Origin of the sequence: Marinobacter nanhaiticus D15-8W, from assembly GCF_036511935.1 — a bacterium.
Classification (GTDB): domain Bacteria; phylum Pseudomonadota; class Gammaproteobacteria; order Pseudomonadales; family Oleiphilaceae; genus Marinobacter_A; species Marinobacter_A nanhaiticus.
On the sequence record NZ_AP028878.1, the window covers coordinates 2,909,280 to 2,924,451 of the forward strand.

Sequence of the window (15,172 nt, forward strand, 5' to 3'; positions counted from 1 at the left end):
ATGATGATTCAATGCTCCACCTTCGGCGGTGAACGCAGCCAGATTGCTGCAATAACCAAAGCCACCGCAATAGCGCCGGCGCTGCCCCAGAAGGCGGCTCCAGTGCCCCGCCACTCTACCAGCACCCCCGACAGCCAGGCGCCAACTGCACCGCCGGCGCCAAAGGTCAGGCCGCTATAGAGTGCCTGCCCCTGGCCGTGGTGCTGGAAACCAAAGTAACTATGGATGTAGTTCACCGACACCGCATGCAACGCGCCGTATGAGGCCGCGTGGCAACATTGGGCGAGTATCAGGACGGGTACGTTTGCCGAGTATTCAGCGATCAGGATCCAGCGCAGCAAGGTCAGGGCCAGCGCCGCGATCGCAATGGTTCGGACAGGGAAACGATCGAAGACCCGGTGCATGACCATAAACAGCACGATCTCCGCGGCTACGCCTAGCGACCACAACAGACCGACGGAAAACTTGTCGTACCCCAGGTCTTCCAGGTGAATGCTGAAGAACGTGTAGTAGGCGCCGTGGGAAACCTGCAACAGGATGTTCATCGCAAAGAAGGCCATGACTGTCGACTGCAACAGGATACCTTTGAGGTTGCCCTTGCCATCGTGAGGCCGGATTTGCCCCTGGCTCGACGGCACGCAGAAAGCCGCCACCACGATGCCCACGAATAGCGGCATAAGAAGGGCTGGCAGCCAGCGCAGGTCGACGTATTCCAGGATTAGGCCGATCAATGCCACTGAAGCGATAAAACCCACGCTGCCCCAGAGCCTCACCCGGCCGTAACGAGCACGGTCGCGCCCCAGGCCCTGCAGCGTAATCACTTCGTAGAGGGGAAGGACGGCATTCCAGAAGAACGTGAATGCCAACATGACCAGCATCAGGCCGTAGAAACCGGGCTCAAGGAAAACGCCGGTAAAGAGAAGCGCGCCGGTGACCGAGCCTATCCGGACCAGCCTGACCCGTTGCCCGGTTCGATCACCCAGCCAGCCCCAGAGATTGGGCGCGACGATCTTGGTCAATTGGATCGTCGCCATGAGCGTTGCTATCTGCAGGTAACTGAATCCCCGGTCCTCCAGGTACAGCGACCAGTAAGGCAGCAGCGCCCCCAGTAGCGCAAAGAACCAGAAATAGAGATTGGACAGTCGCCAGTAGATAGCCGCCTCCCTGTCGCCGCTGCTCAGCTGTTATGACGGCCCTTTTCGATATCCGGAGTGTCGATACTGACGTCGCCGTTCTGCGCCCGATGTCGCAGGTAATGATCCATCAGCACCAGCGCCATCATCGCTTCAGCAATCGGCGTTGCACGGATGCCGACGCAGGGATCGTGTCGCCCGGTGGTGACGACTTCGACCGGTTCACCGTTGACATCGATGCTACGCCCCGGCAAGCGCAGGCTGGAGGTCGGCTTTAGCGCGATGCTGGCCAGGATCGGCTGCCCGGAAGAAATGCCTCCCAACACGCCGCCGGCGTTATTCGACAAGAAACCCTCCGGCGTCAGCTCATCCCGGTGCTCGGTGCCCTTCTGGGTGACGCAGCCGAAGCCGGCACCGATTTCCACACCCTTCACCGCATTGATGCTCATCAGGGCATGAGCCAGATCCGCATCCAGCCGGTCGAAGATCGGTTCGCCCAGACCGGGCGGCACATGATCGGCCACGACATTGATCCGCGCACCGACGGAGTTGCCCTCCTTCCGCAGCGCATCCATGTAGTCCTCCAGCTCCTGGAGACGGCTGGCGTCGGGACAGAAGAAGGCATTCTGATGGACCTGCTCCCAGTCAACAGGGTCGATCGTGATCGGCCCGAGTTGACTCAGATAACCGCGAATACGGATGCCCAGCCGGTGCTCGAGGTACTTGCGGGCAATCGCGCCCGCCGCCACGCGCATGGCGGTTTCCCGTGCGGAGGAACGGCCGCCGCCTCGGTAATCGCGCACGCCGTACTTATGCATATAGGTGTAGTCGGCGTGAGCAGGACGGAACTGGTCCTTGATCTTGGAATAATCCTTGGAGCGCTGGTCGGTGTTCTCGATCAGCAGACCGATAGGCGTACCGGTAGTCTTGCCTTCGAAAACGCCGGACAGGATACGCACCTCGTCCGGCTCACGGCGCTGGGTGGTATGACGCGAGGTCCCCGGTTTACGCAGGTCAAGATCCCGCTGCAGGTCGGCTTCCGTGAGCGGCAGCCCTGGGGGACAGCCGTCGACGATAGCCCCGAGGGCCTGGCCGTGACTTTCACCGAAGGTGGTTACCGTAAAAAGCTTTCCAAAGCTATTTCCAGACATAATTCAGCTTCTTATATGCGTTTCTTCAAATACTTTCGAGATCATTGCGGCGTAAGAGGAACACACCATCGCCGCCGTGCTCGAACTCGATCCAGGTGAACGGAATATCCGGTCGTGCTTCCTGCAGGGCTACCCAGCTATTACCGACCTCGACCACCAATAGACCCTGTTCTGTAAGATGATCTTTTGCCTGGGCCAGAATGCGATAAGCGATCTCCAGCCCATCCACCCCGGCTGCCAGGCCCAATTCCGGCTCGTGGTGGTACTCCTCCGGCATGTCAGCCAGGTCCTCGGCATCGACGTACGGCGGATTGCTGAGAATCAGATCATACCGCCCCTCGATGCCGTCGAGTACATCCGATTGCACTGTTCGAACGCGATGTCCCAAACCGTGCATTTCGATGTTTTCCCGTGCTACATCGAGTGCGTCCTCGGAAATATCGGCCAGATCCACTTCCGCTTCGTCGAATACCGTTGCTGCTGCAATGCCGATACAACCGCTTCCGGTACACAGGTCGAGTATCCGGTCCACAGGCCCGTCGCCCAGCCAGGGCTGGAATTCAGCCTGGATCAACTCACCGATCGGCGACCGTGGCACGAGCACGCGGGAGTCCACCTTGAATGGCAGCCCCATGAACCAGGCTTCACTAACCAGGTACGCCACCGGGATGCGGTCCTCTACGCGCCGCTCGATCCTACCCAGGATAAGTTTGCGCTCATCAAACGTCAGCCGCGCATCCAGGAAAATCGTGTTGTTTTCCAGCGGCAAAGACAGGCTACGCATTACCAGCTGGACCGCCTCGTCCCAGGGGTTGTCTGTGCCGTGACCGTAATAGATTTCGGAAGCCGCGAAACGCGTCGTGGCATAACGCAGGAGATCGCGGATCGTCAGCAGTTCTTCAGCAGGCTGTGGAGACACCAGTACTCATTCCGTCGGTGGATTTCGAGGCCTGCATTATACGCAGGTTTGGGCGGCTTTGTGGTCCATAGGTAGGTTGACGGGCGATTAAGGGTTCCTCATGGAGCCAGCGGGCCGGAGCTGTTCTCCTCGTTCTCGAACCGATCGAGGGCTTTCCCCATGCGCTCGCGCCCCAGCAGGATCATCTCAGGCGCCTTGTGATAATCGTAGGTTCGGCAGGCATCCTTGGGTACGTTGACGAGCATATCCGGCGGGTAACCGGCGATCTTGTACTGGATCAGGGCGCTCTGCATGGTCTCGATCGTCATGTTCATGATGTCGAATTTGCCGATACCCAGGCGGTCCCAGGCGATGGTCTCTGTGCCGTCACCCAGTGCCTGCGCTTCGTCCTCGACTTCTGTTGGTTCGAGTTCTATCTCAGGCTCGTCGCCGCCGACCGGGTCGGGGGTTCCCCGCCCACCGAACGAGCGCAATACGTCCCAATCGAACCAGCGCGAGGCGGTCATGCGCATACGATCGAGCCAGTCGTCCTGGTCGAGGTGTTGATTGAGGTAGATGTCCTTTGGCAGACGGTAGGTACTGCGATCTTCACCCGACAGGTTGACCGCAAAAATATAGTCCGCATGGGCTGCAATGGTGGGAATGATCGGCAAGGGGTTGAGCAGCGCACCATCCACCAGCACACGACCGTTGAAAACCACCGGTGTCACCAAGCCTGGAATGGCAATGGATGCCCTGATGGCCTGATGTAGCGGCCCCTCCTGGAACCAGATCTCCTTGTGGGCGAGAAGATCCGTCGCCACCGCGGTGTAGGACATCGGCAGATCCTCGATCTGGATGTCGCCAATCATCTCCCGCACTACGGAGAAGACTTTTTCGCCGCGTATGGCCCCTGCCGGCGACAGCGAGAGATCCAGTAACTTGATAACGTCGAACTGCTTGAGCCCTGTTACCCAATCCTTGTAGTCCTGCATCCGGCCGGCCGAATAGACGCCACCGATCAGCGCGCCCATGGAGCAGCCGGCAATGGCGACAATCTCGTAGCCGCGTTCTTCCAGGACCTCGATAGCCCCCATATGGGCGTAGCCACGCGCGCCTCCACTGCCCAATACCAGTGCGCAGGTACGCTTGCGTTTGGGCTCTTCGGTCTTTGGGACGGGCGGCTTATGCGCAGATTCAGGCATGGCGTCAGCTTCCTTCGGTGGCGATATCCTTGATGACGACAATTTCCAACCGGTTACCACTGCCGTGGGCATCCTGAACTGTGGTCAGCGCCGGACCGGCATTAACCAGCATCTGCTGCTCCTTGGGAATACCAAGCCGGACCAGCAGCGCCTGCATCGAATCCCCCACCCGCGCCGAACGCTCCAGCGCATCGTCGATGGTTTCGCTGCTTTCCAGTATCACGTGGCTGACGATCATCACGGTAGCCCCGGGGCTTTCCGCCCAAGTCACGAGTTTCTCGCGGGTATCGAGGTCCCAATCGAATTGATAGGTGAGCTGGCCGGACCAGGGAACGTACACCGGTCCGAGGATACGGCCAGCTTCCGGCGACAAGGCAGCTACGGTGGACTCATCCTCCACGGTCAGCTCTTCCAGCCAGAGATAGTCGCGCTTGTTACCCCGGGTGATCGTATACATAAGCACCAGTTGCAGCTGTTCGCGATCATCCCGATACGAATACGCCGCATAAGACTGGTCATCGTCCCGGCCATAGAGTTTGGATTCGTCGAAGATGGCATTGGCCCATACGTTACTACGGCCACAGTCGCGTCCTGAGCAGTTGAACAGCGTGCGGCTCTCGCGACGAGCCAGGGCCTCCCGGTAGAACTCGCTTACACGCTCCAGGGAGGATTCCGGGTCGATGCGCATCAGCCGCCCGGTGCCTTTCACGTTCAGACGCACCTGATTGTCCGCGCGTATCTCGTCATTTACCTCGCGCACGGGACTCAGGAGGACACGATGGCTTGCGCTATCGATCTTCACGCGCTTTTCCACCGTTGCCATTGGAAACGCCGGCAACTCTTCTGCTGCTGACGCCAAAGGCAACACAATGGCACCAGCCGCGGCCAGCGCTAATAGCACCTGTTTAAACATCTTCATGACGGGTCCAGGAACTCTCGGATGGCCTCGATAACCGGGTCAACGTTTCCGTCGAGGTGGCAGTGATGGGAACCCGGGACAACGACCTCCCTGAAATCAGGAATAAGGCGGGACCGGCCTCGCCAGCTTTCGCGGCCGCCCAGCAGCCCGTCTTCCGCTCTCAGGAAAAGCGTCGGCGATTCGATGGCCTTCAGGAAACCCTCGACCTGGGCCTCATCGAAGCGCGACAGCGAGGGATAGCGCAGTCGAGCGTCGGTACGCCATTGATAGCCGCCCTCCACTTCACGCAGGTTACGCGGCACCAGCAAGTGCGCAGCCTCGGATGATAGCGGGCTCAATCCGCCGGCGCGAATCTTCGCGGCGTCTTCCACGGCACCATAGGTCATGGGCGCCCCCGAGCCCCGCAAACGCTTGGTGATCCCCTTACGCAACTGCGCGGCGGACTTCTCCGGCGGTAGCGTAAGCGGCCCAAGACTGTCGATCATGACCAGGCGCCCGACGCGGTCGGGGAAACTCGCCGCATACATGGCACCAACGATGCCACCCAGCGAATGACCGACGATATGCACGGGCCCCTCGAAATAACGGTCGATCAGATCGGCAATATCCGCAACGTAGTCCACCAACACATAGTCCTGGCCCGGCGGACGGTGCTCAGAGTGGCCATGACCGGGAAAGTCGATGCAGTGCATCGGGGCCAATTGTGCGAGCGCCGGTGCAATCCGGGTGAAGGTCGCCGCATTGTCCAGCCAGCCGTGCAGGCCAATGATAGGTATGGCCGTATCAGGCGTGTCGGGCGCCGACCAGCTCAAGCCCCGCAGCACCAAATGGCGAAGCGGCCATTCCGTGTCAGCATGGGCTTTGTCCATGTGCGCCTTGTCAGTACGTGCGGACGCCATCCGGCGCTCCTTGCCGGTTGTGACTGAAACCTTGGTATTCATGGTCGGTAACCGGTCCGGTTACATGGTATGGGTAGGACGGTCGGAACCCAGCGCGCCGGCCAGGTAGGCCTCGATCTTGTTCTTGGCGGTTTCATCGTCGCCGGTGAACTGCACGCCAATGCCCGCCGCCCTGTTACCCTGGGCGCCCTTGGGGGTAATCCAGACAACCTTGCCGGCCACCGGGATTTTCTCCGGCTCATCCATCAGGTTGAGTAGCAGGAAGACCTCGTCGCCCAGCTGGTACTGTTTCTGGGTCGGGATGAACAGACCACCGTCCTTGATGAACGGCATGTAGGCCGCGTAGAGAACTGCCTTATCCTTGATCGTCAGTGTAAGAATACCGCTGCGCGCGCCAAAACCTGGACCCATAGTGTCTTCCTTCCGTTAAAACCGGTCGTCAGCCTGGGTATCGAGTGGCTTGTCCCGGCTAACATAATTGTCATTAATCTTAGCAGCCCGGAGCCTCATGACACAGCCCCGAGGCCAAGCCGTTCCTGAACCGCCCGGCACCTAAAAACCTTTCACTCAGCCGGCCCTTTTCTTCCTGGGCATAAACGAGAGCCATTCGAACAGCAACCGTTCGACCTCAAGCTCGGGGTTTACGTTATAGGCGAGGCCAGATCGGGCTTCGGCAATATGGCCGAGCAGAGCGTGAACGCGATGTGGTGGGTTGTGGCCGGCCAGGTAGCCGAGGATATCGGCGACCTCGGGATCTGCTGCTTCCGCCCCTACACCGAGTCGCGCGAGGTCCGCCCCCCAACGCTCCATCAGGCTGAGCGCGTTTTCCAGACCCAGCTTCACAAAGGGTTTGGCGGCTTCTTCCGGGGCCAGTCGGGATTTGAGGAACTGGCGAAAACTGTCCAGGCAGGCATCCACATTCTCGACAAACCCCTGTTCGATATACTCCCGGGCGAGCAATGGCGCGCCGCTGGCCAACCGCAGCGCGCGTGCCTGCACTCCAGCGTCCGCCTCGCCGCCTTCTTCCCGCGCGGCCAAATGTGACGAGAGCCACTGTTGCGCGGTCTCCGTATCGGGTGCTGGTAACAGGACGGACTGACAACGGGAACGGATCGTCGGCAACAGCGGCTTGCCGGACTGCTGCAGCAAGATCAACGTCACGTCCGGGTTGGGCTCTTCCAGGGTCTTGAGCAGGGCGTTGGCGGAGTTGATATTCAGCTTGTCGGCGCTGTCCAGAATGATCACCTTGTGGTGGGCCACTTGTGGCGACGCCACGGCGAATTCGCCCAGCGCCCTCACCTGGTCCACCTTGATCACCTTGGAATCCTCCGGCCGATACGTCCGGACATCCGGGTGGGACCCGGCAGCAATCAACTCGCACTGCTTGCAATGGCCGCAAGGCTCCACCGCTCCATGAGCCCCATCACAGACGAGCCGTTTCGCCAGGTAACCGGCGAAGAGTGTCTTACCGATGCCGTTGCGTCCCTCGAACAACAACGCATGCGGCAGACGCCCAAGATTCCAGCGCTCGATAAGACGCGACCATTGGGTCTTCAGCCAGGGTAGTTCGTCAACGCGTTCGATCAAGTCAGCCTCGAAATGGGGGTGGTCGTACCGGGATTTGCCGAATGCAGAGCGCGCTCAGGATGAGCGCCTGAGCTGCCGCAGTAAACCGCGCAGGCGTCTGTGGTCGTCCCGGCTCAAAGAACCCGAGCCATAATAGTGATTGTTAATCGCCCGCGCAAAAGCCTCGTGCCGACGCGCGTGCACCGGCTCCTGCTGCGCGGCCCGTGACGCCAAGGATGATGGGGTATCAGCCGTTTCTGCGAGAATACCTCGTTTGAGCAACAAGCGTTGCCACTCTCCCATCAGCCTAAGCGCCGGGACCCTGGGTTTACGACTGCGGTGACGCCAACCGGTCCAGAGGCCAGCGACCACCAATGCGGCTCCGAGCACGCCAGCCGAAATGTAGCCCAGGTCGCGCATGGAGAGATTGCCCGGCAGCTTGGACATCAGGTTCATCTGTGTCTGACCCTGGTAACCCACAACCCAGCGCTGCCATTCGTAGTTGATCTGATCCATCTGCAACGACAGCCATTGAACGACGGCAACATCGCCATATTTCTGTGCAGACGCCCATTCATTCTCAAGGAACGAGCCTTCTTCAGCGACAGCCTGCCGGAGACCGGACTCGATTCGATCCGGCGAGATCGCCGCCGTGGGATCCACGCGTAACCAGCCCGTACCGGGAATCCAGGCCTCTACCCAGGCGTGTGCGTCATACTGCCGGACGATCAGGTACTCGTCGTCGGCGCCCGGACTCCCACCCTGGTAACCCACGATAACCCGGGCAGGGATACCCGCCGACCGCAGGAGAAACGCAGTTGCACTGGCGTAGTGGGCACAGAAGCCGCGCTGGACGTCGAACAGGAGGGTATCGACAGCATCTTGCGGCATTTCCGGCGGGCGCAACGTATAGAAGTAAGGCTGTTGACGAAAACGCGTCAGCAGGGACTGGACCAAAGCCAGATCCGAGTTGGTCTGCTGGTCCAGCGCTTCCGCAAGCGCCCTTGCCCTGGGATTCCCCTCCGCCGGAAGATGAAGGTAACGTTGCCGATCCTGAGGACTGAGAAACGCCGATTCCCTTTTGTCTTCGGTCAAGGCCATGCGATAGCGAACCGAGGTGTCAGCCGGCCGACGGAAACGGAACGTACCGGCCGCCGTCTCCTCGACATTGTCGGAAATGGCTTCGGACCCGTCGAGGGCAAAGGCCCAGGGCTGGTAGGTCGGCTCCAGCAGGACATCGTATTCCCCGGACTGCAAAGGTCCAACGCCACCATCGGACTGAACCCGCCCCGTGCGTCGGCGAGCGTCGATCTGCCATTGTTCCCAGCGCCCGTTGACGAACCGGTCCAGGATCAACCCTCGCCAATAGCGATCGCGGTGCGGGGGGATTTCCCCACCGAAAGTCACCCGGAAAGCCCGCTCGCTGCTTTGCGCCAGGTTGGAGATCGAACCGGGGTCCATCTGGTCGGAGATGCCCGTCTTTGCCTGGCCGGAAACCAGCGGCACGCTCCACAGCGGCGACATGCGCGGGAAGAAGATAAACAGAAGGATGACTACCGGAAGCGTCTTGAGCATGAGTCCGCCCAGGCGCTTCCATCCAGCCGCCATGACATTCGGCGCGTCCGGTGCGTTCAGGATCTGCAGGCCGATCAGTAGGATAAAGATCGCCGCCAGGTTCAGCAGCGTCCAGACGATCCCCTGCTGGAACAGGAAATTGACGGCTGCGAGATAGCACAGAATAAAGAAGAGCACATAGAAATCCCGGGAGGTCCGGGTTTCCAGCCACTTCAATCCGACCGCGAGAACGAAGAACGAGGCAGCCGTCTCAACAGTGAATCGACCCTGCACGGTGAGCACATAGACCGCGATCAGCCCCAACATGATCAGCGTCCCTACCAACCGGCCGGGTAACGCAGCTCGCCCGGTTTGCGCCAGCCAGCGCCAGGTCGCAAGCGCCAGGCACGCGGCAATCAGCCACCAGGGCAGACGGTCCCATTGCGGAACGAGCAACAAGGCAAAACTGACGAGCAGCCATACAATTGCTTTGGAAGGCAGGTCCGGGGCTTTCGCTGCGTCCATCAGGAGGCCCTCGCGTATACGGACTCTCCACCCGCCGCAGCGGCGACACCAGCCTCTGCGACGTGCTTCTCAAAACCACAAAGCCCCAAGGCACGCAGGCAGCGGCTCCGGTGAGCGCTTCCCTGATCCGGCTCGATGGTAAGCCCGGGGATTCTCAGGCCAAAAACCTGACCAGCGCGTGAGCGGGACTCCACCAGGGCAGCCAGGTAACTCAGGCGCAGTTCCCGGTCAGCACCAGGGAATTGATTGAAGTCGAGCCAGACAGGCTCGCCGCTCTCGCCCTCCCAATCGGCAATCGTCATCTCCCCCGTGCGGGCAAAGCGTTTCCAAAGTACCCGCTGGCTCAAGTCTCCCTGGCGCCAGGGTCTCAAATCGGCGTGGGACAGATCGTCGGACTTACGAGGCTGGCTGGCCTGGACGCCCTCTTCCTCACCACCGGTTTCATAGGGCGGCGTTACTGGCCTGGGGTAACAGACGCCGGTCGAACCCGGGCGCATCCAGGACCAGGCCTTCAGCAAGCCGAACGGAAAACGTGTTTCAACCTGAATGCGCCCCGCAGGGACTGGCCCCCGCTGTCGGGCGGGTACTGGCAGTTCGAATTCACCTATTTCGCCGGGTACTACATTGATGCGGCGGGTTTCACCCTCGGGGCTAATGAACTGGATGCCGAAGGCGTCTTTCTCGGCAGTTGCGCGAATGCGGAAGGTCAGGTGATCCCCGGGGAACCCCTCGCCGGCAGACACGAGACTGAGTCTCAAGCCTGCCAGATTCCGGTGGGTTTGATGCATGGCCGCCACGAACAAAGCACCAAGCATAAAGGTCAGGAGATAAATAAGGCTGTTCTGGTAGTTAATGCCGGTCATCAACATGACCAGCAATAACAGGCCAAAGACCAGGCCGGCACCGGAGGGCAGAATGAAGATGTTTTTCTGGGTGAACTGCTGCTCGTCGGATAAAGGTATCCGGCGATCAACCCATCCACGCCAACGCCGCCGAATATTGCCTTCATTAGGCGTTCTTCGACGCTCTTTCCGATCGAAACCCTGAGACCTGATCACATTTTCACCACAAACCGCTTGAAATGTGTGAAACCGATCGAAATACTTTATCAGAGGTCGATCTGTTTCTCTGTTATGAAACGCGTCTAATTGTCGCCACTGGCGCAAAGCGATCTCTGACATACACCCGTCCAGAAGTTCCCAAACGCAGGAGCTCACCATGCGTACCCGCAAACTGGTTGCCGCCGCAATCGCATCGTCTATTGCCCTGCCAGCCTGGGCCGGAGTTGAGACGTTGACCTCCGACGAGATGGTCGATACCTATATCGAGGATTCTGCCATCATCGTCGTCCCGCGGGCCCAACGGAAATCCGAGGAAGAGCGGCAGCGCATCATACGCTCGCTGACCATTTCTCCGGGTGAGCCGGTTATCGAGGAATCGGAGGAGGAGGCCTATGCCAACATCCTCCGCAAAACACGGTACGAAGACCAGAACGAGGCACTGCAGGAAGCAGAAGACGAGTTCATTCGCCGGGCGCTGCTGCAGCCAATCGAAGAAGCAGGCCGGGCCCAGCCCGTCGCCAACCTGACACCGAACATTCCACCGGTTATCTATGGCCAGCAGATGGAAATTCCGGATGAGCCTTTCACCCAAAGCTTCCTCAACGACCAGTTGGGTATCGGCTTCGATGGTCAGAGTGTGAATTTCTCGATTGGCAATCCACCGGGTATCGATCAGATACAGATTCCGCAGGGGATTAACGAAGGGCCTGTCCAGCTGACGCCACGGCCCGGCGGTGGGTTTGATCTTTCGATCGACGTGCCAGACAGGTAACCACAGAGCGCAATTCAAAAAGCCAGTCAGTCGACTGGCTTTTTTGTTTCTGCGGACAATCGATCAGCTTGCTTCCCGAAAACAAAAACGCCCCGCTATGCGGGGCGTGATCGCTAAGAAAGCTCGGCCCGATTACTCGTGACCGTAAACCTTCATGTTGGTCTGGGTGATCGCCAGGTTGTCCAACTGGATCGTACCGATAGAAGAACCACCGATTTCGGTTGCAGCTACGTTGATATCGGTTACGAACTGAGGCACTTCGATTTGCAGCGCATCGCCGTTTGCAGAGCCAGTTCCAGTCGCTTTGCTGATGGTGATCTGTGCTGCAGCAAACATGCCTGCAGGAGTTAGACCACCACCTGCGGCTGATTCCTCGAAGAAGTTAGCCCCCATGACCTGCATGCCGCGGATGTTAACACCCAGGAAGTCGATATCCATATCCATGTTAGTGATGTTGAAAGAAACATCAGTGATCAGATGATCAGTTTCGGTGTCAACACGGATATCCAGCTGAGCCAGGTTACCGACGATGCCAATGTTGCTAGCCAGCAGCGTGGAGTTGGAGTCGGTTGCGTCAGCAGCAGAGACACCTTGCGCACGCAGAGAGGCAGACTCGATACCGACCGCAAAGTCGATGGGCACCTGACCGTTAACATTACCAACGTGGATGACGGCGTCGCCGTCGGCTTCTACGTCGATATCGATCTTGAGGTCATCCAGAAGACCGTCAACGCCAGTCACGTTGCCATCTGCGTCAGTGACAACGTTACCGCCACCGATATGGATGCCGGATACGGCGAAGCTACCTTCGTCCACGTAGCGGAACTCGCCCACGTCAACCTTGGTTTCCAGCTCGATGGTCACACCCGCCTGACCAGTCACGTTGCCCATGGCACCGTCGTCAAGGGCTTTCAGCTCTGCCTGGGCAGCGAACGGAGCAGCCGCGATTGCGGATGCGAGTGCAAGTTTCTTCAGGCCTTTCATAGTGTTCTCCTAAACGGAAAATTGTTGTTGTTCCAATGCGGTCTGTATTGTTTTGTTACCGCACGATTCAAAGCGTAGTTCGATCAGGTCGATGGTTCCGTGACCACATTCACAGTCCCAATAATCACATTGTCCAACAACCTTAGTAACCTGAGATAACTATCCTCCAACACCGTCTATTCTGCAGGCGCTTCGCTGCGCTCGCCGTCCTTGTTCCTGAAATTGAAGATAGAGGGTTCGGATTCCACCGTTACCGGTTCGCCAAAAACGGTCTTACCTTCCTGCACGGTATAAGGCGTTAACTGCGCCAGAGTCGGACCAAAGATGTGTTCCATTTCGGCGACCAGCACATATTCCGCTCGCGCCTCCTTATTTGGGTTCCCGGCGACATACACAAGACAGGTAGCGCCCACGTTGCCCTTACCCACGAGTACACGGAGACTTCGACGCATAACTTCCAAAGCGACGTTAGGCGGCATCTGTTCGATCTTATCGATCCTGATCAGGCGGATCTCACCGCCCCGGTCAGCCACGACCGCGAAGGCCTTGACCGCTTCGCCGTCAGCCAGACGTAATGAAGCGTTTTCCATTGCCCGCTTGTACATTTTCGCGAACTGCTCCTGGGCAAACTGCTTGATCTCAGCTTCGCTCAGTTCGCTCTTTGGCTGTTGGGAAAACACCTGGCTTGAGCAAATAGAAAGCATGAGAAGAAGAAACAATCGGATAAGGAAAAGCTTTGGGATGACTCGCATGCCGTACTCCTTGCGATTTCTTTTTATAGGGTGTTGATCTGCGAAGCCCTCTGCGTTTGCGGTATCATGCTTGGCCGCACTATTTACACAGGCTTCACAGGTTCAGCGTGCCATCATCCCTAAAAGAATTTCCCGTTTCTGCCAAATGTGCGGCACTTTGGGTGAATCACCTGGCGTCAGAGGCAGGGTTTGTCTTTATGCATCGTGCTGACGGCTCTGCCTTTGCCTCGGCCTGGCCGGCACGCACCTGGCGATTGCCGCAAGATGAACAGGCCTGGCAAAAGAACCTCCATGAGCTTCAGGAAGCCGAACGGCAGCTTCAGCTCAAGGAACATTCAAAGGCAGCAGAAGAGCTGTTCGCAGGCGGCCTGGTGGGGGCGATCAACTACGAAGCGGCTAAACATACGGTTGCTGGGTACGTACCCCAATCATATGAGCAAAACCTGCCTGACGTGGGCTGGGTAGGCGAGTATCTGTGGGCGTTGAATTTGCCGTCATCATCCGACGACCGACCGCGGCTGGTCATCCATCCCCACTGCCCGCCGTCGATCATGGATAAGCTCAAGCCATTAATCGATGAAGCCGAGCAGCCTGCCGGCGAACCGTTGAACTTCAGGATGGTGCAACCCTTCCAGCCGGAGCAAACCCAAGCCCAATACCACCAACGGGTGCAGCGTATACTCGACTACATCCTCGCTGGTGACTGTTACCAGGTAAATCTTTCGCAGCGGTTCTCCGGCCAGTTCACAGGCCATCCGTTCGCGGCATTCAAAGCGCTGACCAGCGCCATTCCCGTACCTCATGCCGGTTACGTGGATACGGGGCTTTATCAGGTCCTCAGTATCTCACCCGAGCGTTACCTCCGTATCCACGAAGGTGTAGTCGAGAGCAAACCCATCAAGGGAACGCGTCCGCGCGGAGAAACTGACGCCGACGACCGGAAACAGCAGGACAACCTTGCTGCCAGCCTCAAGGATCGCGCAGAAAACCTGATGATCGTCGACCTGATCCGCAACGACATCTCCCGCTTCTGCAAACCTTTTTCGGTCAAGGTTCCGAAGCTGTTCGCGATCGAGAGTTACCGCAACGTCCATCAGTTGGTGAGCACAGTAACCGGCGAATTGGACACCGATGTTTCGCTGATCGATGCCCTGCTCTCGGCGTTCCCTGGCGGCTCCATCACCGGCGCCCCGAAACGACGGGCGATGGAGATTATCGACGAACTCGAACCCCACGACCGTGGCCCTTATTGCGGCAGTGTCTTCTATATCAGCGCCGATGGGACGCTTGAAAGTAATATCGCGATCCGTACGTTGATGACCCGGCCGGACGGGACAATCAGTTGCTGGGGCGGAGGCGGTATCGTGGCCGATTCCGAGCCGGAAGCAGAGTATGAGGAGTCGATAACGAAGGTGCGGCGGTTGATGGAGACGTTGGAGGGGATGGGTTAGGCGCCATCTAACTACTTCTGAGCCGCCAGGAACCCGAGGTACGGAAAGAAATACTCGGGCACCTTCGGCGCCTCAGAAGCTGAAGCATCTGCTACATGCTCAAGTTATCTCAAAATGTAGCCGACGCTTTAGAGGGTGTTGCAAAAGCTTGCGGCTTGAAGCCTCTCTCCCCTCGCGGGGTGTAGGCGGAAGTAGCGAAGCAGCGCTTCGCCCGCCGGAACGCCCGGAGCCTCTGGCGACGGGCTGGGGCGCGGAGCGGAGGTTTGGAGAGAGGGGGGCGAGGCAAAAGCCTCGCTCGAAGT

General features: G+C 58.9%; 14 protein-coding genes. 2 read left to right on the forward strand and 12 right to left on the reverse strand.

Features of this window, described 5'->3' with window-relative positions:
- Positions 1-8: 8 nt before the first annotated feature.
- The 10 genes from RE428_RS12985 to RE428_RS13030 form a co-directional block, all read right to left on the reverse strand.
- Positions 9-1,181, reverse strand: coding sequence for an MFS transporter (locus tag RE428_RS12985; RefSeq protein WP_227500297.1), 1,173 nt, complete (start codon positions 1,179-1,181; stop codon positions 9-11).
- Entirely contained in the window at positions 1,178-2,284 is a 1,107-nt protein-coding gene (gene aroC, locus RE428_RS12990) for a chorismate synthase (RefSeq protein WP_004582450.1), read from the reverse strand. The genes RE428_RS12985 and aroC overlap by 4 nt, the downstream gene beginning before the upstream one ends.
- 25 nt (positions 2,285-2,309) lie before the next feature.
- Positions 2,310-3,203 carry a 50S ribosomal protein L3 N(5)-glutamine methyltransferase gene (prmB, locus tag RE428_RS12995; RefSeq protein WP_004582451.1) on the reverse strand — a complete coding sequence of 298 codons (894 nt, stop codon included), beginning with the start codon at positions 3,201-3,203 and terminating at the stop codon, positions 2,310-2,312.
- Between the two features lie 98 nt (positions 3,204-3,301).
- On the reverse strand, positions 3,302-4,387 hold the full coding sequence (locus RE428_RS13000; protein ID WP_004582452.1) for a patatin-like phospholipase family protein: 1,086 nt from the start codon (positions 4,385-4,387) through the stop codon (positions 3,302-3,304).
- Between the two features lie 4 nt (positions 4,388-4,391).
- Positions 4,392-5,306: a DUF4892 domain-containing protein gene (locus RE428_RS13005; protein ID WP_004582453.1), complete on the reverse strand. Its 915-nt coding sequence runs from the start codon at positions 5,304-5,306 to the stop codon at positions 4,392-4,394.
- The gene (locus RE428_RS13010; RefSeq protein WP_227500245.1) at positions 5,303-6,247 is read right to left on the reverse strand and encodes an alpha/beta fold hydrolase; all 945 of its coding nucleotides are present in this window, start codon (positions 6,245-6,247) and stop codon (positions 5,303-5,305) included. The genes RE428_RS13005 and RE428_RS13010 overlap by 4 nt, the downstream gene beginning before the upstream one ends.
- Before the next feature lie 18 nt (positions 6,248-6,265).
- Positions 6,266-6,616: a PilZ domain-containing protein gene (locus RE428_RS13015; RefSeq protein WP_004582455.1), complete on the reverse strand. Its 351-nt coding sequence runs from the start codon at positions 6,614-6,616 to the stop codon at positions 6,266-6,268.
- 156 nt (positions 6,617-6,772) lie between these two features.
- Positions 6,773-7,792: a DNA polymerase III subunit delta' gene (holB, locus tag RE428_RS13020; RefSeq protein WP_004582456.1), complete on the reverse strand. Its 1,020-nt coding sequence runs from the start codon at positions 7,790-7,792 to the stop codon at positions 6,773-6,775.
- A gap of 54 nt (positions 7,793-7,846) precedes the next feature.
- The gene (locus RE428_RS13025; protein WP_004582457.1) at positions 7,847-9,850 is read right to left on the reverse strand and encodes a transglutaminase TgpA family protein; all 2,004 of its coding nucleotides are present in this window, start codon (positions 9,848-9,850) and stop codon (positions 7,847-7,849) included.
- Positions 9,850-10,908 carry a DUF58 domain-containing protein gene (locus RE428_RS13030; RefSeq protein ID WP_227500246.1) on the reverse strand — a complete coding sequence of 353 codons (1,059 nt, stop codon included), beginning with the start codon at positions 10,906-10,908 and terminating at the stop codon, positions 9,850-9,852. The genes RE428_RS13025 and RE428_RS13030 overlap by 1 nt, the downstream gene beginning before the upstream one ends.
- Positions 10,909-11,068: 160 nt before the next feature.
- Here RE428_RS13030 and RE428_RS13035 point away from each other — a divergent pair, with 160 nt between their 5' ends.
- A complete protein-coding gene (locus RE428_RS13035; RefSeq protein WP_004582459.1) occupies positions 11,069-11,683 on the forward strand; it encodes a hypothetical protein in 615 nt (204 codons plus the stop codon).
- A gap of 132 nt (positions 11,684-11,815) precedes the next feature.
- Here RE428_RS13035 and RE428_RS13040 read toward each other — a convergent pair whose 3' ends face one another.
- Both RE428_RS13040 and RE428_RS13045 read right to left on the reverse strand, forming a co-directional pair.
- On the reverse strand, positions 11,816-12,667 hold the full coding sequence (locus RE428_RS13040) for a DUF6160 family protein (RefSeq protein WP_004582460.1): 852 nt from the start codon (positions 12,665-12,667) through the stop codon (positions 11,816-11,818).
- A 176-nt stretch (positions 12,668-12,843) separates the two neighbouring features.
- Positions 12,844-13,419: a hypothetical protein gene (locus RE428_RS13045; protein WP_004582461.1), complete on the reverse strand. Its 576-nt coding sequence runs from the start codon at positions 13,417-13,419 to the stop codon at positions 12,844-12,846.
- A 197-nt stretch (positions 13,420-13,616) separates the two neighbouring features.
- Between RE428_RS13045 and pabB the strand changes: the two genes are divergently transcribed.
- The gene (gene pabB / locus RE428_RS13050) at positions 13,617-14,870 is read left to right on the forward strand and encodes an aminodeoxychorismate synthase component I (RefSeq protein WP_004582462.1); all 1,254 of its coding nucleotides are present in this window, start codon (positions 13,617-13,619) and stop codon (positions 14,868-14,870) included.
- Positions 14,871-15,172: the final 302 nt, after the last annotated feature.